This window comes from Rhizobium sp. CFBP 8762, from assembly GCF_014841565.1.
In the GTDB taxonomy this organism is placed as follows: Bacteria; Pseudomonadota; Alphaproteobacteria; order Rhizobiales; family Rhizobiaceae; genus CFBP-8762.
On sequence record NZ_JACYUD010000002.1, the window covers coordinates 76,779 to 97,565 of the forward strand.

Here is a 20,787-nt window from a genome sequence, read left to right on the forward strand (position 1 = left end):
GACGCTGACAGGTCGGTTTCCCGGTCGGCTACCAATAGACGGAAATGTAGCTGTCTTGACCCCGGATTTTCAACGCGGCCGAAAGCTCTGAGCGAACATGGGCTACCTGCTGCTTTTCGGCGGCAAACCAGAAAAACGCGTCCGTTTGATGGTGAGTTACGTCGATGGCGATGTCAGCGAGTGATCGGTGCGTTTCACGGTGATGCCATGTCAGACGGATCCCTGGTGGTGCCGTGATGGGGTAATCAGTCGATCCATCGCCGGTCGCGAATACAACGATACCGCTGGCATCATGCGGCAGATTCTCGAGGATTCGTGCAATAGCCGGAAACGCCGTCTCGTCGCCGAACAGAAAAACGCGGTTCGACTGTAACAACCCGCCACCGCCCGGGCCCATGATCCCAACCTGCGCGCCCATCGGGTTCGCCTTCAACCATTCGGTCACCCGTCCTCCATCGTGAAGAAACACGTCAAACATGATTTGGCCGGTGTGAAGGTTCATGTCCCGGATTGTGTAGACAGGCCGGTGCAAGGCCTTTTCGTCCTTCGGCCACTGCGTTTGACCATTGGGTGCAACACTTGGCCACTCCGGTTCGCCAAGGCCCGCCGGTGGCAGGATCAGCCGGAAATGGATGGCTTCGCCGACGAAGCTATCAAGACCCGACACCTGTAGCGTCACGCGCATGAAGTTCTTGCAATGCTGCGTAAGACCGGCGACTGTGGCGTACCGGAAGTTTTTCGGCAACCCCCCGCCAGCCTCGGGGGCGTCAGACCATCGCACCTGCTCGGCGATTTCCAGATGCGTCTCCGCCAGATGCTCCAGAATTCCGCCTTTCAGCAATGCCACCGCTGAGTCCATGCTTGCCCGTATCTCCAAACGAAGCCCACTGACCAGATTGATCGCGCTGATATCACCTATTGGCGTGCGGCAGCACACGGATTCGGCGCTGTTGGTAACTATAGGAAACTCATGCTCGGCAGCCTCGTCCACAATCAGCTTCTGCATGTCGATAAATGCCATATCCTGCAACAGAGCCGTTGCAGCAAGGGTATATTCCGGGGCCTCGGACATGCAGTTCTAACTCAGTCTATTCGTTCGCTTGCGCCTAAGTCTATCCATAGCTTGCCAGCCCCAAATGGCCACGCAGAGTACGGGTCGTGTAATTCCGGCGGAAATGACCCCGCTTCTGTAGCACTGGCACAACTTGCTCAACAAAATCAACGATACTGGCGGGAAGCGCTGGAGGCATCAGATTGAAGCCGTCTGCCCCCTCGTTTTCAACCCAGTGCACCATGGTATCGGCAATGGTATCCGGCGTACCCACCAGTGTGCAATGCCCGCCGCCTGCGGCGAGAAGCCCCAGCAACTGGCGAAGTGTCGGTTGTCGTGTTTCGATGATCCTTAAAATCGTTGCGTAGCGCCCTTTTGGGCCGTTGAATGCCTCCAGAGGCGGCAGCACTGGTACGGGCGCATCCAGTTCCCAGGATGCACAATCCTGCTCCAGAAAAACCGAGAGCTGGCGGAGCGCCGCTGCAGTCGGTAGCAGGCCATCCAGTTCTCGCTGTTTGGCCTTGGCTTCTGCCTCGGTTGAGGCCACATAGGTTACCAATCCCGGCATGACCGGCACCCGCTGCGGCCTTTGGGCCGCCCGAACGCGGGCGCGGATATCGCGATAATATGCCTGAGCCGCAGAGAGATCGTAAGCGACGCCGTAAATTGCCTCGGCATAGGTGGCAGCCAAGGCCCGGCCTTCGGACGAAGCTCCAGCCTGAAACACCACCGGGCGCCCCTGCGGGCTGCGAGGGACGGTGAGCGGACCGTCGATCCGAAAATGCTCACCCGTGTGGTGAATGGCTCGTACCCGCTCCGGGTCGGCATAGAGGCCCTGACGGTCCATCACCAGCGCGTCGTCCGCCCAACTATCCCACAATGCTAGCATCGCTTCGGTAAATTCTTGCGCCCGCGCGTACCGCCAGGTGTGTGGCGGCATCCCGTCATACCCATGATTGCGGGCCTCGGCGTCAAACATGGACGTCACCACATTGCAGCCCACACGCCCGTGTGAAATGTGGTCCAGTGACGCCAGCAGCCGGGCTGCATGAAACGGTGTATAGAAGGTGCTGGATACCGTGGTAATCAAGCCCACATGCTCGGTAGCTCTCGCCATGGCCGACAGCATGGTAAACGGTTCCAGAAACCAGCGCGGTCCATCCTCCAGGCCCAGCGTAGAATGTCCGTCAGCAAAGAATACGGCGTCGAATTTGCCGCGCTCGGCGGTTCGCGCCAGCTCTTCATAATAGGCAATGTCGCCAAGCTGCTCGACCGAGGATTGCGGGTGACGCCATGCTGCTTGATGATGGCCGCAGCCAAAAATGAACAGGTTAAGGTGCATGGTCAGTTCTTGACCAGCCCGCCATCGACGATCAGATTTTGGCCGGTCACGGCCCGCGCCCAAGGCGACGCAAAAAACAACACCGCATCCGCGAACTCCGCCGGGGTTGTTACCCGACGCAACGGCGTATTGGCCGCAATGTAGTCAAACACCGCTTCTGGCGTTGCAGCAGAGGCATCTGTAGTGCGCAACAGCCCGCCCGATACCATGTTGACCGTAATGCCATGGGGACCGAGATCGTGCGAAAGCGTTCGGGTAAACGCCAGAAGCGCAGCCTTCGCGGCGGTATAATCGTGATAAGGTACTACCGGATTTTGAACCAGATTGGTTCCAATATTGATGATGCGGCCAAAGCCAGCCAGCTTCATCCCCGGCAGCGTCGCCTGCATGGTATTGAGTGCGGCCCGAAGCGCACCCTCGGTTTGGCTGTGCAGATCGTCCCATGTCAGAGTTTCAGCATGCGGCCGGGCATCGCCGTTAAAGGAGAAGGACAGCAGCGCATTGTTGACGACGCTGGTGACCGGCTGGCCGAAATGGCTGCTAGCCTTATCAACCATAGCGAAAACGGCGTGCGCATCCCGCACATCCGCCTGCACGGCCAGCGCTTGTCCGGCAAATTCGGTGGCAAGCGCTTCGGCAGCATCGCGGCTGCTGAGATAATTGATGACGACCTTCGCACCTGCCTTAAGAAAGGCGCGGGTCAAGTGTTCGCCCAGTCCACGGGCACCGCCTGTAATCAGCACAAGTTGCTGGTCGAGTGTCAAAGACTTGAGCATGGCATTCCCCCGGTTTCTGGCAGCGAGGGCACTGGCGGCTTTGCATACGACAAAAACCCAGACATCCCTTCGCCAGTATGAGCTGGATCAGGTTCAACGGGTATCATCTCAGCCCGGACGGTGATCTCACCGCCCCGGACACCCCGTGTCACATCACAGATCTACCATCGCACACCTGCTAATGGAAGGCCTTTTCAGGCGAGAACCTCACCTTTCAGCCGCGCCATCAGAGCCTCCGGTTTCAGTGGTCTGTCGAACAGATACCCTTGACCCAGATCACAACCGGCCTCGCGCACCACATGCCGCTGCTGTTCAAGTTCGATGCCCTCGGCAACAATCTGAAGTCCCAACCGGTTCGCAAGCGTGCAAATCGTTTCGATAATGGCGATGTTATCGTGGCTCTCATTATCGCTCTGCACAAATGATTGGTCGATCTTGATTTTGTCGAACGGAAAGCGGTGAAGGTAACTGAGCGACGCGTAACCCGTCCCGAAATCATCAAGCGAGATCACACATCCGAGCGCCCGCAAGTCGCGCAAGACGCTCAATGCCGCCGTATCGTTTTCAATCAGTGTTGTCTCGGTTATTTCGATTTCCAGCCGCTTGGCGTCCAGTCCATTGACCTCCAGACATTCGCGCACATGGGCAACCAGCCCCGGGTCCGCCAGTTGCTTGGCAGAAACGTTGACGGCAACAAACGCGTCGCCTGGCCAAAGCTTTGCTTGCCGGCAAGCCTCGGCAATCACCCACTCGCCGATTGTGCGGATATGTCCGCTACCCTCGGCCAACGGTATGAACTCCGCTGGTGAGACCAGACCGAACTCAGGATGGTTCCAGCGCAGCAAGGCCTCGAAACCCATGGTCCGGGATGTCTCGAGGTCTATTATCGGCTGAAACATTAAATACATCTCCTGCCGCTCGACCGCCACTTGCAAATCCTGCTCAAGACGCTGGCTCCGCATGAGGTCAAGCTTCATGTCGGGATGAAAAAGCGTGAAGACGCCTTGGCGTTTGCACTTGTCATGTTGCAAGGCAATGTCGGCATCCTTGAACAGGGTGGAACTGTTGGTTAAAACGCCGCTGCTGCAACCCAGCGCAACGCCAATCGTCATGTTCTGGGCATCGATCAGAACCGGCTCCAGCATCGCGGCCTTCATGGCTTTGCAGTAGGACGCCGCCCGGACCAAGGCGTTTGCGCCGGTATACAGGACGGCAAACTCATCTCCCCCGATGCGCGCGATATGGTCGGCGCTGCTGGCAACGTCCCGCAAACGCTTCGATACGATCACAAGCACACGGTCGCCACGGTCGTGGCCGAGCGTGTCGTTCAACACCTTGAATTGATTAATATCAAGGATCACGATTGCGCATTCCATATGCGCCGATCTCAACAATGCTTCATGAAAGGATAGTCTGTTGCCGATCCCGGTCAGGGTATCTGTGCTGATGGCCTTATCCAGATGGCCAATCTGGCGAAACGCGAAAACAATCAGCAGCGCGCCAAACAGCACGAGCGCCAGCAGGATAAGGTAGAGGCCCGCCGACACCAGTTTGAGATCGGACTGCATGCTCATAACACGGTCGCCTGCGCGCGAATGGGCAAGCGCTGCCAACCGTTGCGTCGGCGAAACCGATGTCTTTAAAGCATTAATGGCATTGAGCGTGCTCTGCCTGTTGACTGGCGGTACCATCAAGGTTTGCATCCCCCTGACGTCCTGTTCCAGCTTTTGCAACACAATCATATCGGATGGCATCACGCCCAGCGGCGGCGTGGATACCATAACTTTGATGCGGCTTTGCAGGATATTATAGCGCAGTGCTATTTGGTCGATATCGTTGTTGCCGACACCGTCGTAGAGCGCTACAATCAGCCGCAATAGTTCCGCAGATACCTGCGTCATATCGAACGTCGAATTATAGCGCGATGTCTCGATCAATCGATTTTGATATCTGAATGCCAGCAGCGAAAATGACACCGCAAGCATGGCCAGCCCCGCGGTAACGGCTGTCAGAACCAGCCGCATTTTGCGATATCCACGCTGGGGAAAAGGGTCTAGGCTGTTTTTCATTCCGGTATTTCGATCTTATCGAGCTGCCATACAGAGCGGGTGTAGTAAATCGGGTGTTGCAGCGAGGACTCGCCGTCGAAATTGAATAGAATAAAAACAGGTCCTTTTTCACTGATCGACAACGTTTGACCGTTCATGCGTGTCGCCAGTATTGCGCCACCGTCCACCATGATATCAACATCCGATTCAACAACGTAATCGTTGAGGGCCACGAAACGTAATTTTTTTGCCGTAATATTCTTGGCCGACAAATAGTCTTTCAGCAGGACGCCGGAGAACCGAGCAGGCTCGGCATGCCATGGAGTCGTTGTCGAAAACGCTGTCTGTGGCAGGCTGTCGAGATCCGAAACACTGACAACAAGAGCAGTTCCCTCTGTCGTTGACACAGACGATCGAGAGGCTTCTGCTTCGCTGGCACTGGTCAGGTGCGGAGCGATAAAAATAAATGCGGCGCTTATGAAAACAAACGAAAGAAAACGCATACAAAATAGATCCCGGTCAGTGTTGCTTTCACAATGTAACAACCCAGCGTCCGTATATCTATTATTATAATCATAGGAATCTCTAAATTGGCAACTGGACGAAATTAGAGATAACAAACAGTAATGAGCGACTGTAAAAGTCCGCACGCAGACGGTATATACTACCGATGGTTGATTTTTGATCGTTACAACCTTTTGGCGCAGGTGGCCGGAGTCCCCGACCACTGCGCCGCTGTAGCAAATGACGTTACTTGTTTTTCAGCAACCACATTTTTCCGGCCATGGTAATTTCGTGAACCTGCTCGTCACCCTCATTTGTCGCTGATTCCTGCAACAGGCCCATTTCTTTCAGCTCTGTCAGCGTCGTGGTCGTCAGAAACTTTACCTTCTGAGGGCGTTCCTGAAAGCGGTCCGACTTTGCGTAGGTAATTGTTGCATTCAGATGGGTCCATTTCTTGGCAGGCTGGGGGTGCAGTGTCCCCTCCTTTGCAAGCTTGAGCCCTCTGATTTGAGTCGGTGTCAGCGTGGTCATATTCTATCCTTGATACCTCGGGTGTGAGGTTTAGCTATCGAGCCGCCCTGCGGGCCGTGCTCTGCGTCAATGCCCTCTCATGACAGGTTGTTGAGAGAAAAGCGATAAAGGACGCTCAAAAACTGCCCGAAACCGTATCTCAGTTGTCGAATACACTGGATGTCGTCCTCCCAAACGCGATAGAGGACATCGTCAACTGTTATGGAAACCCGGATGTGAAACGAAAGATCCTGAAATTCGTCCTCACACCAGTGCTTTTCATCGTGCTGGCGCTCGTGTTCGGGGTAGTCATTCCACGACCTTTCCATTCACAGCCGATTGTGGCCGGTTCGGCCCGTATTCTGGTTTTGAGCAATCCGATACACACAGATATTGCCATACCCGTTTCAGCAGACCTGCTGAAACGGTTTGCATTCTTAAAGGCGGATGGTCTGCTAGCAGAGGCATCAGGAGCCCAGTATATCGTTTTTGGCTGGGGCGGTCGCTCTTTTTATACGGAAACGCCCACCTGGGCGGATCTCAAGTTCTGGCCAGCGTTCCGTAGTCTGACCATTGATCGTTCCGTTCTCCATGTTGAACTGACGGGCGATTTCAACCTGCCGCAGGAAGGCGTGTTGCCGCTGGAGGTCAGCCCAGACGGCATGACATCATTGCTGTCCTTTATCGAAGCCAGTTTCACAAGAGGACCGAACGGGCCTGTCGTGCTCAGCGGCTTCTCCTACGGACTGAACGATCTCTTCTATGAGGCAAATGGGTCCTTCAATGCCTTGGTTGGCTGCAACACCTGGACGGCTGCGGCGCTTCACCGTGCCGGGTTTGTCACCGGCGCCTGGACGCCATTACCACCGCTGTTGACCCGTTCGCTATCTCTGCACAACGAACCGCGCCGAAGGCAGGGTCGATATGCTGCGCCCAAATGACTATGGCCTTCGTTGCCAGAATCTGTTTGGTTTGGTCAACCTGTTGACCGGATCCCGGCAAACCAATGGAACACTTATGAAGCCAATCCCCAAATCTCGTCCCACGCGTCAGGACGCAACTGGTGCGGAAAGCGCTGATCCGGCACGTGCACGCGGTTCCGGCACGCAAACCGTCTACGCGGCAATTCGTAATGAGATTCTCGCCATGACGTTGCAGCCGGGTAGCGCGCTGGATGAGGTGAAACTGTCGGAACGGTTCGGCATGTCCAGAACCCCGGTTCGCGAAGCGCTCTTGCGCCTGTCGGCCGATGGTCTGGTCACGACGCTTCCCAATCGTAGCACAATCGTATCGACGATCGATTTCGCCAGCCTGCCGACCTACTTCGACGCGCTGACATTGATGTACCGTGTTACGACGCGCGGCGCAGCCGCCCGCCGAAATGACGCCACCATGGCGGATATCCGACTGCATCAGGCAAGTTTCGCCCGCGCCGTGGACGCCCGCGATGCGTATGCGATGATCGAGGCAAACCGGGATTTTCACGTGGCCATCGCCGAACGTGCGGGCAATACGTACTATACCGCTTTTTTTGCGCGCCTGTTGGACGAAGGCCGACGCATTCTGCGGCTGTATTACTCGACATTCGACGATCGCCTGCCCCGGCAATATGTCGATGAGCATGAGGAAATGATCTCTGCGATAGAAGCCGGTGATATCGAGAAGGCGGACGCTTTGTCCATGGAGCACGCAGCGCAGATCGTGCGCCAGATACAGGACTATGTCGGCCGTGAAACCACAGCACGCCAGATCAAGAATCTGTGATTGCAGTATAATCGATGACTATGTTCACACCCGCCTCTCCCATTGGTGACGCCGAACGCCGGTTGCGGCTCGCTCGCCTGCAACAGTGCCTGATCGACAATCGTGTCGGCGGTCTTCTTCTGGGTTCAACCGAAAGCCTGCGCTATTTTACCGGGTTGGTCTGGCACGCAAGCGAACGTCTCGTTGGCGCGGTGGTGACGCCCGCAAGCTTAACCTACATTGTCCCCGGATTTGAACGAAGCCGTGTCGACAGTTTGCCCAAGCTCGATGGCGATATTCTGACATGGGAAGAAGACGAAAGCAGCGCAGCGCTGGTTTCGCGTCTGATTGACCCGGCGGCATCACTCGCGCTGGATGATGCACTTCCTCTCTTCGTCTATCATGCCCTGGTGAGAGTCTTCGGTGCCTCCCGGCTGACCGACGGCGGACGTATGATCCGTGATTTACGGCTGTGCAAGTCGTTAAACGAGATCGCGCTCATTCAATATGCTATGACGCTGACAATGGAGGTACAACGCCGCGCCCATGCCATTATCCGTCCGGGCATCCGCGCGTCGGAGGTTGCGCGCTACATCGATGATCAGCACCGGGAACTGGGTGCCGATAATGGATCGACGTTCAGCATCGTCTCGTTTGGCAAGGCGACGTCCCTGCCCCATGGTGCTGACGGTGACCAGACCTACCGGGCCGGTGATGTTGTTCTGGTTGATACCGGCTGTCGCATCGATGGCTATCATTCCGATCTGACCCGCACCTATGCTCTGGATGAGCCAAGCGCGGAGTTTTCACGCATCTGGCACATCGAGCGGGAAGCGCAGCAAGCCGTGTTTGATGCTGCCCAGCTGGGAGCTCCCTGCGGAACGCTGGACGATGCTGCCCGCGCCGTACTTGTCTCCCATGGCCTTGGCCCCGGCTACGATCTTCCGGGCCTGCCCCATCGCGCCGGTCATGGTCTCGGACTGGAGATACACGAAGAACCCTACCTGGTTCGCGGTAATGTCACGTCTTTGAAGGCGGGGATGTGTGTGTCCAACGAACCGATGATCGTCATTCCCGGCCAGTTCGGCGTGCGGCTGGAAGACCATATTTACATGGCTGATGATGGTCCACACTGGTTTACCACACCTGCGAAGGGGCCAACAGAACCCTTCGCCTGACCAATGACCGTCAGCGGACAGAAAAATGGAGCAGTTTCTGAAACGAAAATGCTTTGATTGGCAACGCAGTCTCGCCATTCAATGCGAGATCCGCCAATATTTCACCAATGACGCTGGTGAACTTGAAACCGTGTCCCGAACACGGCGAAGCGACAACAATGCGAGGGTCGCTGGGCAGCAGATCAATGAGAAAATCCTCGCTCGGCAACATGGTGTAGCGGCACGTGATGGCACGGACCCGAAGCCCCGCCGCCGCAGGCAGTCGGCGGGAAATGAAATCATCCAAGAGTGCTACATCGGCGTCGTTGACGGGTGGGTTGGGACGGTCGGGATCAATTGTCTCGCGGAAATGCGCGTGTTGCCCAACCTTTATGCCATCGACACCGATCATTGGGAAACCGAAGAAACTCTCCACGCCTTCGTCTCGCAGGAAAGCAGGCATTCGTTGCGGCGTCGTAACAAATCCGTCCTTGGGCTGGTACCACGCCACCACCTGGCGGATCGGAACCGCATGGTCCCGCAAGGTCGGCACCAGTTCGGAAATCCACGAGCCGGTCGCAACAATGACTTTCGACGCCCGGTAACGGTCTGTGGCTGAAACGATGGTAACGCCGGTTTCGTCCGTTTCGATCCTCAAAACCTTTTCACCGAAATGAAAGACAGCTCCGTCGCTCGCCGCAAGTCGAATATAGCCCATGATGGCGGCTTCCGGGCGCAAATAGCCGCCTTGCGGGTCCAGAACGGCAACCTCATCATCGTCCAGCGCAAAGGCCGGAAAGCGATTGCGCATTTCGTCTGAGTCCAGAACCTGATGCGCGAGGCCGTAGAGCGCGCAGGAGGATTTCGTTCCACTCACGATCTTGCCATCCGGCTTGCCGATCTGCAGCACGCCGGTCAGCGTTAGCACGGTTTCCCGTAGCCTGTTTTCCAGTGCCCACCAGTTTTCGTAGGCGCGCTTCAGCAGCGGCACATAGGACGGGTCTTCGAAATAACCAAGGCGGATCAACCGGCTGTCGCCGTGAGACGAACTCAGCACATGCGCGGGAAAGCTCGCGTCAAAACCGATGACCTTGGCACCCCGCGCCGCAAGATGCGAAGCAGCAGCGCTACCCATGGCACCAAGACCGATGACGGCCACATCAAACTGATCGGACATATGTCTTACCCTGTATTGCTGACAGCTTATTCGTGTGCAAAAGCGGCATCATAAGCCTGAATGGCAGCTTTAGCGCGGGTCCGTACGGTTTCCACGCCATCTCCCGGTTTATAGAGGCTTGAACCCAGTCCGAATGTGCGAATGCCAATTTTGGCATAGTCTGCAAAGGATATGTCCGATACGCCGCCCACCGCACCGATGATTGCGTCTTTCGGCAGAATTGGCTTGATCGCGGAAATGCCCGCAACACCCAGCGCACCCGCTGGAAAAAATTTCAGCGCCGACGCGCCACTTTTCAGCGCCAGCAGGGCCTCGCTCGGCGTGAAGACGCCTGGCATGGACACCAGCCCCCGCTCGGTCGTGCGGGCAATCACCTCCGGATCGACATTGGGGCTGACCATCAACTTGCCGCCCACATCGGCCACGCGGTCCACATCTTCAACGCTCAACATCGTCCCGCCGCCAATAAGGCAGCTCGCGCCAAAGGTTTTGGCAATTTTCTCAATCGATGAGATCGGATCGGGAGAGTTGAGCGGCACTTCGATGGCCTCGAACCCTTCCTCGATCAACGCGCCGACGATACCCTCCACCTCGTCCGGGCGCACACCGCGCAGAATGGCAACTAGGCTGCGGCGCAAAATCGGCCAGGCAATACGGTTGGTCATCATGTTTCCTCGTTAGACAGTCATGGTCCTGTCAGCGTGTTTCAGCCCCAGAGCTTCAGCGCTGCTTCAAAAAGTCCGGTTCTCACACATTCGTCAGCATCCACCGTGGCTATGCTAAAACCGGCACGCACGAGAGCGCTCTCATAGAGTGCCGTCAGCGAGCCGGAGGCAACCAATGTAACGCCCTGCCCTGTACCGTAGCGCTGCTTGATGGCAGAAATTTCTGCGCCAATCAAAAGGCCGGAGAGATGCGCAGCGCCGTCGCTCTTGTCCTCAAACCCGAGAAGTTGCGCAGCGCGGACAGAAAACAACTGACCGAATGCCATGCCGGGGTTTCCCAGGGCGGCATCCACCGCCCGCACAAAGGCGGGGTGCTCGCCATCCGGGCGCGCGTCATCAACTGCGTGAGACAAGATAGAATGTTTGGAAATGACCGCGAACAGTTCACCGGTCATGAATGTGGCAAACCCTCTGACCTCTCCGGTTTCCAGCAGTACCCATTTGCTATGGGTGCCGGGCATGCAGACAAGTCCGGTTTGCATGCGGCGCGACACGCCCAGCAGCTGTGTTTCCTCTCCGCGCATGACATCGGGCGCGTCCACATCGCGCTGCGCAAGCCCCGGCAGGATGCGAACGTCGCCCAGGGCGGAGGATACCGAGACGGCATGGTCGGACAGCTCACCCAATGCCGTGGGCGTTGCCAGATAGCTGGCTTCCTTCCATCCCTGCTTCGCACCTGCCATCCCGCAGATCAGCACAGGCAGTTTCGCAGGTGCTGCCAACGCCTGCAAATGGGCACTTAGAACAGGCTCGAATCCCGTTTGAGAACAGTGCATCATGCCTTCATGGCTGCGGCGTTCACCAATTACCTGCCCGTCGCGCGCAACCAGCCAAAGGCGGAAACTGCTCGTTCCCCAATCCACGATGGCGCAAAAAGCATCGCCTGCTACAGGCGGGGACGCGGGCTGCTGCGCGGTCATGACGGTTCCTCTCCCAAAATATGCACGACCAGTGCCCTTGGCCCGCAAGCTGAAACCCGGATACTGCCATTGCCAAAAGGGGTCAATGCCACGAGGTCGGCTGATCGCGTGTTACAGCACAAAAGTATGACTTTTGTCTGAAAAAATGTCGTTGGTGTATAGCCTGTGGCGATGACTGCTGTATAACCCGTTCCAACACAGGCAGGCGGCACGGTCGCTGACGTTGGAGGACACGACATATGACATTGACAGGCGAAATTCTCATTGGCGGCAAGGCCCTGCGCGGCCAGAACGGTGAAATACTCGGCGTGGATGCGGCATCCGGCAACAAGCTTCCGGTCTCATTCGGCGGCGCAACCAGCCAGGATCTGGAACAGGCTGCTGCGCTGGCTTGGGATGCATTTCCGATTTACCGTGAAACATCACTGGAAGACCGCGCTGCGTTTCTGGAGACCATTGCGCAGAATATTCTGGACATTGGCGACACGCTGGTGGAACGCGCCATGGCTGAAACCGGCCTGCCTAAGGGTCGCATCGAGGGTGAGCGCGGGCGCACCGTTGGCCAGCTTCGGCTTTTTGCAACGGAAGTCCGGTCCGGCAAGTTTCAGGAACTGCGTTTCGATGCTGCCGACCCGGAGCGTAAGCCCGCGGCAAAGCCGGATCTGCGCCTTCGCAACATTGCTATCGGCCCCGTTGCGGTGTTTGGCGCTTCCAACTTTCCGCTCGCCTTTTCGGTCGCCGGTGGTGATACGGCCTCGGCGTTGGCCGCTGGCTGCCCCGTCATCGTCAAGGCGCACTCGGCTCACCCCGGCACATCGGAACTGGTCGGCCGTGCCGTTCAGAAAGCCGTTGCCGATTGTGGCCTGCCTGTAGGCACCTTCGCTCTGCTGTTTGATTCCGGTCGTGAAATCGGTCAGGGTCTGGTGGCCGATCACCGCATCCGCGCCGTTGGCTTTACCGGTTCGCGTGTCGGCGGAACTGCTTTGATGAAGATCGCGTCCGAGCGCAAGCAGCCTATCCCTGTCTACGCCGAGATGAGCTCCATCAATCCGGTCATCCTGTTTCCAAACGCGCTCAAAAATCGCGGCGCAGCGATCGGCACGGCATTCGCGGCCTCGCTGACGCTGGGTGCAGGACAGTTCTGCACCAATCCGGGCCTTATTCTGGCCGTTGAGGGTGAAGGGCTGGATGCGTTCATCAGCGCGGCAAGCGAGGCTTTGAGCAAAGCCCCGGCTCAGACCATGCTGACTGGCGGCATTTGCAAGGCCTATACCTCCGGCGTCGAAAAGCTCGGTAGCCATGGCAAGGTCAAGAAATTGGCCGAGGGTGTAGCTGGCGAAGCAACGCAGGGCCGTGCGGCATTTTTCGAGACGACGGGTGCCGATTTTATTGCGCATCACGAGTTGCAGGATGAAGTCTTTGGCGCTGCCGGTCTTCTTGTTCGCTGCAAGGATACGGCTGAACTTCAGGCCGTTCTGGATGCGCTGGAGGGGCAGCTCACCGTTGCGCTTCATGTCGATGAGGCAGACAACGCGCAAGCAAAGACGTTGTTGCCAACGCTGGAACTGCTGGCAGGCCGTATTCTCGTCAACGGTTTTGGAACCGGTGTGGAAGTGTCACCAGCCATGGTACACGGCGGTCCTTACCCGTCAACGTCCGACGGCCGCTCGACCTCGGTCGGCACTTTGGCAATCTATCGCTTCCTGCGCCCGGTTTGCTATCAGGACTTGCCCGCAGCCCTGCTGCCAGCCGCCCTGGCCTAAAGGCAAAGAGAAGCGGGAGAGGCAGGCCCTCTCCCGCACTCAACGCAATCAAGGTTCACGATCTCCGTTGACCAGATCAAGAATAAGCTGATGCACGCGCCCGCCATTGCTCAATTCCTGACCATCGAACTCCCGGCTCTTGCGGCGCTGCTCCTGCGATAGCGCGCCCAGACGAGTGGTCATCTCCGTCTTGATCTTCATGCAGTTCGGGTCATCCGGTACGGAAAGCCCCAATGTGGCGGCCTCTATCTTGCGCACCAAGTCGCGGATCATATCACCATGCACATGTTCATGCGCGGTTACGCCGGAGATGAACACCGCCCAGCGCTCTGGCATTGTGCCCGCCAGTTTGGCCGAGGGCTTCGGCAGCTGGTAGGTTATCAGCAATTTTGGCCGCGCGGTCACCAGCGTACAGGCATCGCCTTGCCGCTCGTAGCGCCGGGTCCAGGTCAGCTTGAAACTGGTGGCTGCAATGGCCCGCGTGGGTCCAAGCTTCGGTCCGCGTTCACCAATGGAGGCATAGAGTTCCGCTCCGGTCGTGCCGGTGATCGGATAAGACTTGATGACTTCCTCTGCGGTCCAAGCCTGCGCACTTCCGACCAAAAAAAGCAGGCAGGCGACGACGACACTTGCACTTCGTACTATGGTCATCAGGCATCAGCTCCACTGTGATGGAGCGATGTAGCGTGGTTTTGAACATATGAAAACCACCAATATCATCACAGGGGTTGCAACGTTTCAGAAATTAGACTTTACTACCTGTAACGTTTCAGATCTGGGAGGAATCGAATGCGTTATGCCCTGAAAGCCGTTTTAACCGGCTCCACTTTCCTGTGCTTTTCAGCAATTTCACACGCGGCAAACCTTGAGGTTACCCATTGGTGGACCTCCGGGGGCGAGGCCGCCGCTGTCAAGGTCCTGGCGGACCAGTTTAACAAAAGCGGCACGGATACATGGGTTGACGCCGCTATTGCCGGAAGCGGCAACGGCGCGCGACCCGTTATCGTCAGCCGTATTCTCGGTGGCAATCCCATGGGCGCTACACAGCTTAACCATGGACGGCAGGCCGAAGAACTGGTGCAGGCGGGCCTGATGACGGACCTGACCGAATTGGCCGAAAAAGAAGGCTGGGCGACATTTGTTCGCCCTGCCAGCCTGCTGGAATCCTGCACATTCGAAGGCAAAATCTACTGTGTTCCGCTCAATATTCACTCATGGCAGTGGATGTGGACCAATCCACAGGCCTTTCGCGATGCGGGCGTCGAGCCACCGAAAAATCTTGAAGAGTTCATAGCCGCTGCCCCAAAACTGAAAGAAAAAGGTACCGTGCCGTTGGCAACCGGCGATACGTGGCAGGTCAGCGCAATCCATACGGTTCTGACTGCCGCCGTGGGTGGCAAGGACCTCTACCTGAAGGTCAACAAGGACCACGATGCAGAGGCAGCACGCGGTCCCGAAATGCGCAAAGTTTGGGAAGCCTTCGCGGCCCTCAGGGCCGATGCTGATCCCGGTTATGTCGGGCGATCCTGGAACGAAGCCACCGCCATGGTCATGACCGGTAAAGCCGGAGGGCAGATCATGGGAGACTGGGCGCAAGGCGAGTTCAGTCTGGCCGGAAAAGTTGCCGGACAGGATTACGACTGCCTGCCCGGCCTCGGCGACAAGCCGCTGCTCGAAGCCGGTGGCGACGCCATCTATTTCCCCAAAAACAAGGACCCGGAAGTGACCAAGGCACAAATGCGGCTTGCCAGTATTATATTGTCCAAGGAAGCGCAGGTCGCCTTTAATCTTGCCAAGGGATCTGTTCCCGTGCGCGGCGATGTGGATATGAACGCCGCTAATGCGTGCATGAAAAAGGGCATCGCGATTCTCGAAAACCCCGACAATATCATCCCGTCCGGTGACATGCTCCGCGCACCCGATACGCAAGGGCAGATGGAGGGGCTGGCCGCAGAATTCTTCGCCGATCCCAATATGACCATCGAGGATGCGCAGGAGCGATACGCACAAATCGTCGAACAGGCTCAATAAGCTATCCCGCAACGGTTGAGTAAAGGCCGGATGTGTCCGGCCTAGCCCCGCATATAGCGTTGGGAAGGAGGAGGATGTTGTGAGCCAGACAGATACCCTACCGGTACAGCCGAGTGCCCGTCCTGCATCGCGAAAACCGATGATGCTGTTCAAAAACCTGAATGCCAAGATTGCAGCACTGCCGCTGATCCTGACGGTTCTAATTGTCTTCGTGGGCTGTACAGGCTGGACGGTGGTGTATTCCTTCACCTCGTCCAAATCCCTGCCCGTGATCAACTTCGTGGGCTTCGACCAATACGTGCGGCTGTTTCGCTCATCGCGATGGCTGGTTTCGGTCAAGAATATCGCCATTTACGGCGTTCTGTCGCTGACCTTTTCCATTGTCGTCGGTTTTCTTCTGGCCGTGCTGATGGACCAGAAAATCCGGTTCGAAAACACCTTTCGCACCATCTTTCTCTACCCCTTCGCCCTGTCCTTCATCGTGACCGGCCTTGTCTGGCAGTGGATGTTCAATCCGTCGCTCGGCATTGAGAAGATCGTGCGCGATATCGGCTTTGAGAGTTTCAGCCTGCAACTGCTCTCTAATCGTGATTTCGTCATCTACGCGATTGTCATTGCCGGTTTGTGGCAAGGCACCGGTCTGGTCATGGCACTGATGCTGGCAGGTCTGCGCGGCATTGATGAAGACATATGGAAAGCCGCGCGGGTAGACGGCATTCCCACCTGGAAGACGTATGTTTTCATCATCATTCCCATGATGCGGCCCGTCTTTGTTACCACCCTTGTTCTCATCGCTGCCGGTATTGTCAAACTCTATGATCTGGTGGTGGCGATGACCATGGGCGGGCCTGGCATCGCGTCCGAAGTCCCAGCCAAATATGTCTACGACTTCATGTTCGGCTGGGCCAATCTGGGTCAGGGGCTGGCCGCGTCTACAGTCATGCTCACCACCGTTCTCATCATCCTCGTGCCGTGGGCGCTGATGGAATTCAACGGCAGAAAGGGGCGGTAATCATGTCCGACGCAACCATAGCGCTAGCCGGTTCCGAGCCGTGGGGCAAGCGCCCCAAGCGCCGCTTTGCGCCCAAGACTATCATGCTCTACGGCGTGCTGATTGTCGCAGCACTCTACTATCTCCTGCCGCTTTACGTGATGATCGTCACCTCGCTGAAAGGCATGCCGGAGATCCGTTTGGGCAATATCTTCGCGCCGCCGGTGGAAATCACGTTTGAGCCGTGGGTCAAGGCATGGAGTTCGGCCTGCACCGGTCTTTATTGCGAAGGCATCCGCACGGGCTTCTGGAATTCGGTGCGCATTGCCATTCCCAGCGTGATCATCTCGATCCTGATTGCGTCCGTCAACGGCTACGCTCTGTCCAACTGGAAGTTTCGGGGGTCGGAGGTGTTCTTCACCATCCTGCTGTTCGGCGCGTTCATTCCCTATCAAGTCATGCTCTACCCGCTTGTGATCATCACCCGAGAACTCGGCATATTCGGCACGCTCACCGGTATCGTGGTCATTCACACCATATTCGGTATGCCGATCCTGACACTGCTGTTTCGCAACTATTTCAGCTCTTTGCCGCCGGAACTGTTCAAGGCTGCGCGGGTGGATGGAGCCGGGTTCTGGCGCATTTTCTTCCAGATCATGTTGCCCATGTCGGTTCCCATCTTCGTTGTCGCCGTCATTCTGCAGGTCACCGGCATCTGGAACGACTTTCTGTTTGGCGTGATCTTCGCCGGCACACAGAACTTTCCCATGACCGTGCAACTCAACAATGTCGTCAATTCTGCCCAAGGGGTGAAGGAGTACAACGTCAATATGGCTGCTACCATTCTCACCGGAGCTGTGCCGCTCATCATCTATTTTTTCTCGGGCAAGTATTTCGTGCGTGGCATCGCCGCGGGTGCGGTGAAGGGGTAAGCGCATGACAAACAGTGTGTCCATTCGTGATCTGTCGTTGAGCTTCGGTGCTGTCACCGTGCTGGAACAGTTGAATCTCGATATTCGCGAGGGAGAGTTTCTGGTGCTGCTTGGCCCCTCCGGTTGCGGCAAGTCGACACTCCTCAACTGCATCGCCGGTCTGCTGGAGGTAACCGAGGGCCAGATTTTCATCAAAGACAAAAACGTGACGTGGAAGGAGCCGAAGGACCGGGGCATTGGCATGGTGTTTCAGTCTTACGCGCTGTATCCGCAAATGAGCGTGGAAAAAAACCTGAGTTTTGGCTTGCGCGTCGCCGGCGTGCCAAAAGCCGAAATTGACAAGCGCATCGCCCGCGCTGCCGAAATCCTGCAGATCACCCCTCTGCTTAAACGCCGCCCCGCTGCGCTGTCCGGCGGACAGCGCCAGCGTGTTGCCATTGGTCGCGCGCTGGTGCGCGATGTCGATGTGTTTTTATTCGATGAGCCGCTGTCCAATCTGGATGCCAAGCTGCGCTCTGAATTGCGCGTGGAAATCAAACGCCTGCACCATGCGCTGGGCAACACCATGATCTACGTCACCCACGACCAGATCGAAGCGCTGACGCTGGCCGATCGTATCGCCGTCATGAAAGGCGGTATCGTGCAGCAACTGGCCGATCCGCTGACGATCTACAACCGTCCGCGCAACCTTTTCGTCGCTGGCTTCCTCGGCTCACCGTCGATGAATTTCATTCAAGGCCAGATTGCGATTGTCGCAGGGCAACCCGTTTTCAAGTTCGGCAACACAGATGTGTTGCTTACAGCCTATCCGACCGAAACGCGATTAAGAGACGCACAGCTTGCCACGCTGGGCTTGCGGCCTGAACACATACGGCTGGTGGACGATACAGCGCAGGGCGAAACGTTTGAGGCGGTTGTCGATATCGAGGAGCCCATGGGCGCAGACACGCTGGTGTGGCTGAGGGTTGCGGGCACCGCCCTGTCTGTGCGCACCGAGGCAGGCCGGCGGTTCACGCCGGGTGAACGACTGCGCGTGCAATTCAATACTGCAATGGCGTCGCTCTTTGATGGCGGTACACAGGATCGTCTATAAGCCGTTGTTTAATATAGCCTATTAGAGTTGACAGCTGTCAACTCTCTGTAAAGAGGAAAAAACGATGACCGCAATATCCTACCAGCTCTACAGCTCGCGCAATTTTGGACCCATCGAAAAAACGCTGTCGATGCTGGCGGCCAAAGGCTACAAAAATGTAGAGGGCTACGCGGGGCTGTATGACGATGTTCCCACGTTGAGAGCGGCTTTGGATTCCGCTGGTCTTGCCATGCCCACCGGCCATTTCAGCATCGCCATGCTGGAAGACGAGCCGGACACCGCACTCGACATTGCCCGTCAACTCGGCATGAAGCGCATCTATTGCCCCTATCTCACCCCCGACGAACGCCCAACAGACAAAGACGGCTGGAGCGCGCTGGGCGCGCGGCTCGCTGCCGCTGGAGCACCCTTTACGGCTGCCGGTCTTGGCTTTGGCTGGCACAATCACGATTTTGAGTTTGCGGCACTGAAAGACGGGTCCATCCCTCAGGAACTAATTTTTGCCGCCGCTCCCGATCTGGAATGGGAAGCGGATATTGCGTGGATTGTGCGCGGCGGGGCAAATCCGATGGAGTGGATCAAGCGCCACGGCCAGCGCATAACCGCAGCCCATGTCAAGGACATCGCCGTCGCGGGTGAAAACACCGATGAAGATGGCTGGGCCGATGTAGGCCATGGGCGGATGGATTGGCAGGCCATTGCGCTGGCGCTGAAAGCCACGCCGGTCAAATACCTGATCGTAGAACACGACAACCCATCCGATGACGTGCGCTTTGCCGAAAACTCGCTTGCCACCGTCCAGTCCTTCTAAGGAAATCAGCATGAGACAAACTTCAGAGACACTTGGTATCGGCATTATCGGGTGCGGCAACATTTCCACGACCTATCTGACTTTTGCGCCTTTATTTCAGGGCATTGAGGTCCGGGCCTGCGCGGATATGAGCCAGGAGGCCGCGCAAACACGCGCGGCAGAGTATGGCATCCGGTCTTCCAGTGTGCAGGATCTGCTGGCAAGCGACGATATCGATATCATCCTCAACCTGACAATTCCTGATGCCCATTTCGCTGTTACGAAAAGCATTCTGGAGGCGGGCAAACACGCCTATTCCGAGAAACCGCTGGTCTTGACGCTGGAACAGGGACAGGAATTGAAGGCGCTGGCCGATGCAAACGGGCTGAAAGTCGGTTGCGCACCCGATACCTTTCTGGGCGGCTCGCATCAGCTTGCGCGCAAGACAGTGGACGATGGCACACTCGGGACCATAACCTCCGGTACAGCCCATATCATGGGGCACGGCATGGAGCATTGGCATCCCAACCCGGACTTCTTCTTCAAAAAAGGCGGTGGGCCCATTCTGGATATGGGACCGTATTACGTCACCAATCTGATTAACCTCATCGGCCCGGTCAAACGCGTGGCGGCCTTGTCCAGCATCCCATCACCCACGCGCACCATCACGTCGCAACCCCGCCATGGTGAAACTCTAACCGTTGAAACGCCGACAACCATTCACGCGCTGCTGGAATTTGCATCAGGCGCCGTCGTGACGCTTTCTGCCAGTTGGGATGTGTGGTCTCATCGCCATGGTTACACCGAGCTGTATGGCACGGATGGCTCGCTCTATCTGCCGGACCCCAACTTTTTCGGCGGGACGCTGGAAGCCAGCGGCACAGACAAGACCGTTGCTGCGGTCGAAGGCTGGAGCCATCCCTTCAACCCGGACAATTACGAAACGCCGGAAGGCATGGTCGCCAATTACCGAACGGCCGGTCTGGCAGACTTCGCCCTCTCGATCATCGAGAAGCGCGACGCACGGTGCTCACTGGAACGAGCGCTGCATGTGGTGGATGTGTTGACCTCCATTCTCCGCTCTGGCGAAGAAGGGCGCTTTATCGATTTGACGACGACCTGCACCCGCCCGGCGGCGCTCGGCATAGAGGAGGCCACCGCGCTTTTGCGGACTGGATCGTAATCGTACAGGCGTCATTCCTATTTTGGCCTGTCCGGCGGATGCAATTCTGCT

20 protein-coding genes and 1 riboswitch are annotated in these 20,787 nt (G+C 57.1%); of the genes, 10 read left to right on the plus strand and 10 right to left on the minus strand.

What is annotated here, in order from left to right; all coding sequences use genetic code 11:
- Window positions 1-28: 28 nt before the first annotated feature.
- From IFT84_RS05565 to IFT84_RS05590, 6 genes are all read right to left on the minus strand, one after another.
- Window positions 29-1,072, minus strand: a complete 1,044-nt coding sequence (locus IFT84_RS05565; protein WP_192117687.1) for a siderophore-interacting protein — start codon at window positions 1,070-1,072, stop codon at window positions 29-31.
- A gap of 40 nt (window positions 1,073-1,112) precedes the next feature.
- A complete protein-coding gene (locus tag IFT84_RS05570; RefSeq protein WP_192117688.1) occupies window positions 1,113-2,393 on the minus strand; it encodes an LLM class flavin-dependent oxidoreductase in 1,281 nt (426 codons plus the stop codon).
- A 2-nt stretch (window positions 2,394-2,395) separates the two neighbouring features.
- A complete protein-coding gene (locus tag IFT84_RS05575; RefSeq protein WP_192117689.1) occupies window positions 2,396-3,169 on the minus strand; it encodes a 3-oxoacyl-ACP reductase in 774 nt (257 codons plus the stop codon).
- 47 nt (window positions 3,170-3,216) lie between these two features.
- Window positions 3,217-3,325: riboswitch (TPP riboswitch) on the minus strand.
- Window positions 3,326-3,363: 38 nt separating this feature from the next.
- Window positions 3,364-5,193: a putative bifunctional diguanylate cyclase/phosphodiesterase gene (locus IFT84_RS05580; protein ID WP_192117690.1), complete on the minus strand. Its 1,830-nt coding sequence runs from the start codon at window positions 5,191-5,193 to the stop codon at window positions 3,364-3,366.
- Window positions 5,194-5,234: 41 nt separating this feature from the next.
- Window positions 5,235-5,720: a hypothetical protein gene (locus IFT84_RS05585; protein ID WP_192117691.1), complete on the minus strand. Its 486-nt coding sequence runs from the start codon at window positions 5,718-5,720 to the stop codon at window positions 5,235-5,237.
- Window positions 5,721-5,967: 247 nt separating this feature from the next.
- Window positions 5,968-6,252 (minus strand): hypothetical protein, encoded by a 285-nt coding sequence (locus IFT84_RS05590; protein WP_192117692.1) that lies wholly within the window; start codon window positions 6,250-6,252, stop codon window positions 5,968-5,970.
- Between the two features lie 215 nt (window positions 6,253-6,467).
- Between IFT84_RS05590 and IFT84_RS05595 the strand changes: the two genes are divergently transcribed.
- The 3 genes from IFT84_RS05595 (at window position 6,468) to IFT84_RS05605 (ending at window position 9,152) form a co-directional block, all read left to right on the plus strand.
- Window positions 6,468-7,172 (plus strand): TIGR02117 family protein, encoded by a 705-nt coding sequence (locus tag IFT84_RS05595; RefSeq protein WP_342212837.1) that lies wholly within the window; start codon window positions 6,468-6,470, stop codon window positions 7,170-7,172.
- Between the two features lie 76 nt (window positions 7,173-7,248).
- Window positions 7,249-7,995 carry a GntR family transcriptional regulator gene (locus tag IFT84_RS05600; RefSeq protein ID WP_192117693.1) on the plus strand — a complete coding sequence of 249 codons (747 nt, stop codon included), beginning with the start codon at window positions 7,249-7,251 and terminating at the stop codon, window positions 7,993-7,995.
- Window positions 7,996-8,015: 20 nt separating this feature from the next.
- Window positions 8,016-9,152, plus strand: coding sequence for a M24 family metallopeptidase (locus tag IFT84_RS05605; RefSeq protein WP_446737579.1), 1,137 nt, complete (start codon window positions 8,016-8,018; stop codon window positions 9,150-9,152).
- A 10-nt stretch (window positions 9,153-9,162) separates the two neighbouring features.
- On the opposite strand, the gene solA is transcribed toward IFT84_RS05605, so the two are convergent.
- Genes solA through IFT84_RS05620 form a run of 3 tightly spaced genes read right to left on the minus strand, consistent with a single transcriptional unit; the run spans window position 9,163 to window position 11,953 of the window.
- Window positions 9,163-10,308 (minus strand): N-methyl-L-tryptophan oxidase, encoded by a 1,146-nt coding sequence (solA, locus tag IFT84_RS05610; protein ID WP_192117695.1) that lies wholly within the window; start codon window positions 10,306-10,308, stop codon window positions 9,163-9,165.
- A 26-nt stretch (window positions 10,309-10,334) separates the two neighbouring features.
- Window positions 10,335-10,973, minus strand: coding sequence for a 2-dehydro-3-deoxy-6-phosphogalactonate aldolase (locus IFT84_RS05615; protein WP_192117696.1), 639 nt, complete (start codon window positions 10,971-10,973; stop codon window positions 10,335-10,337).
- 41 nt (window positions 10,974-11,014) lie between these two features.
- Window positions 11,015-11,953 carry a 2-dehydro-3-deoxygalactonokinase gene (locus IFT84_RS05620; protein ID WP_192117697.1) on the minus strand — a complete coding sequence of 313 codons (939 nt, stop codon included), beginning with the start codon at window positions 11,951-11,953 and terminating at the stop codon, window positions 11,015-11,017.
- Window positions 11,954-12,192: 239 nt separating this feature from the next.
- Between IFT84_RS05620 and IFT84_RS05625 the strand changes: the two genes are divergently transcribed.
- Window positions 12,193-13,716 carry an aldehyde dehydrogenase (NADP(+)) gene (locus IFT84_RS05625; protein ID WP_192117698.1) on the plus strand — a complete coding sequence of 508 codons (1,524 nt, stop codon included), beginning with the start codon at window positions 12,193-12,195 and terminating at the stop codon, window positions 13,714-13,716.
- Between the two features lie 48 nt (window positions 13,717-13,764).
- Here IFT84_RS05625 and IFT84_RS05630 read toward each other — a convergent pair whose 3' ends face one another.
- A complete protein-coding gene (locus tag IFT84_RS05630; protein ID WP_192117699.1) occupies window positions 13,765-14,367 on the minus strand; it encodes a DUF922 domain-containing Zn-dependent protease in 603 nt (200 codons plus the stop codon).
- 138 nt (window positions 14,368-14,505) lie between these two features.
- On the opposite strand from IFT84_RS05630, the gene IFT84_RS05635 reads away from it, so the two are divergent.
- The 6 genes from IFT84_RS05635 to IFT84_RS05660 all read left to right on the plus strand — a co-directional run bounded on the left by IFT84_RS05635 (window position 14,506) and on the right by IFT84_RS05660 (window position 20,736).
- Entirely contained in the window at window positions 14,506-15,747 is a 1,242-nt protein-coding gene (locus IFT84_RS05635) for an ABC transporter substrate-binding protein (RefSeq protein ID WP_192117700.1), read from the plus strand.
- A 139-nt stretch (window positions 15,748-15,886) separates the two neighbouring features.
- Complete coding sequence (locus IFT84_RS05640) at window positions 15,887-16,759, plus strand: carbohydrate ABC transporter permease (protein ID WP_192118284.1); 873 nt, start codon at window positions 15,887-15,889, stop codon at window positions 16,757-16,759.
- 2 nt (window positions 16,760-16,761) lie between these two features.
- Window positions 16,762-17,670 carry a carbohydrate ABC transporter permease gene (locus IFT84_RS05645; protein WP_192117701.1) on the plus strand — a complete coding sequence of 303 codons (909 nt, stop codon included), beginning with the start codon at window positions 16,762-16,764 and terminating at the stop codon, window positions 17,668-17,670.
- Between the two features lie 4 nt (window positions 17,671-17,674).
- Entirely contained in the window at window positions 17,675-18,763 is a 1,089-nt protein-coding gene (locus IFT84_RS05650; RefSeq protein WP_192117702.1) for an ABC transporter ATP-binding protein, read from the plus strand.
- 64 nt (window positions 18,764-18,827) lie between these two features.
- Window positions 18,828-19,574 (plus strand): sugar phosphate isomerase/epimerase family protein, encoded by a 747-nt coding sequence (locus tag IFT84_RS05655; protein WP_192117703.1) that lies wholly within the window; start codon window positions 18,828-18,830, stop codon window positions 19,572-19,574.
- 10 nt (window positions 19,575-19,584) lie between these two features.
- On the plus strand, window positions 19,585-20,736 hold the full coding sequence (locus IFT84_RS05660; protein ID WP_192117704.1) for a Gfo/Idh/MocA family protein: 1,152 nt from the start codon (window positions 19,585-19,587) through the stop codon (window positions 20,734-20,736).
- The last annotated feature ends 51 nt before the right edge of the window (window positions 20,737-20,787 follow it).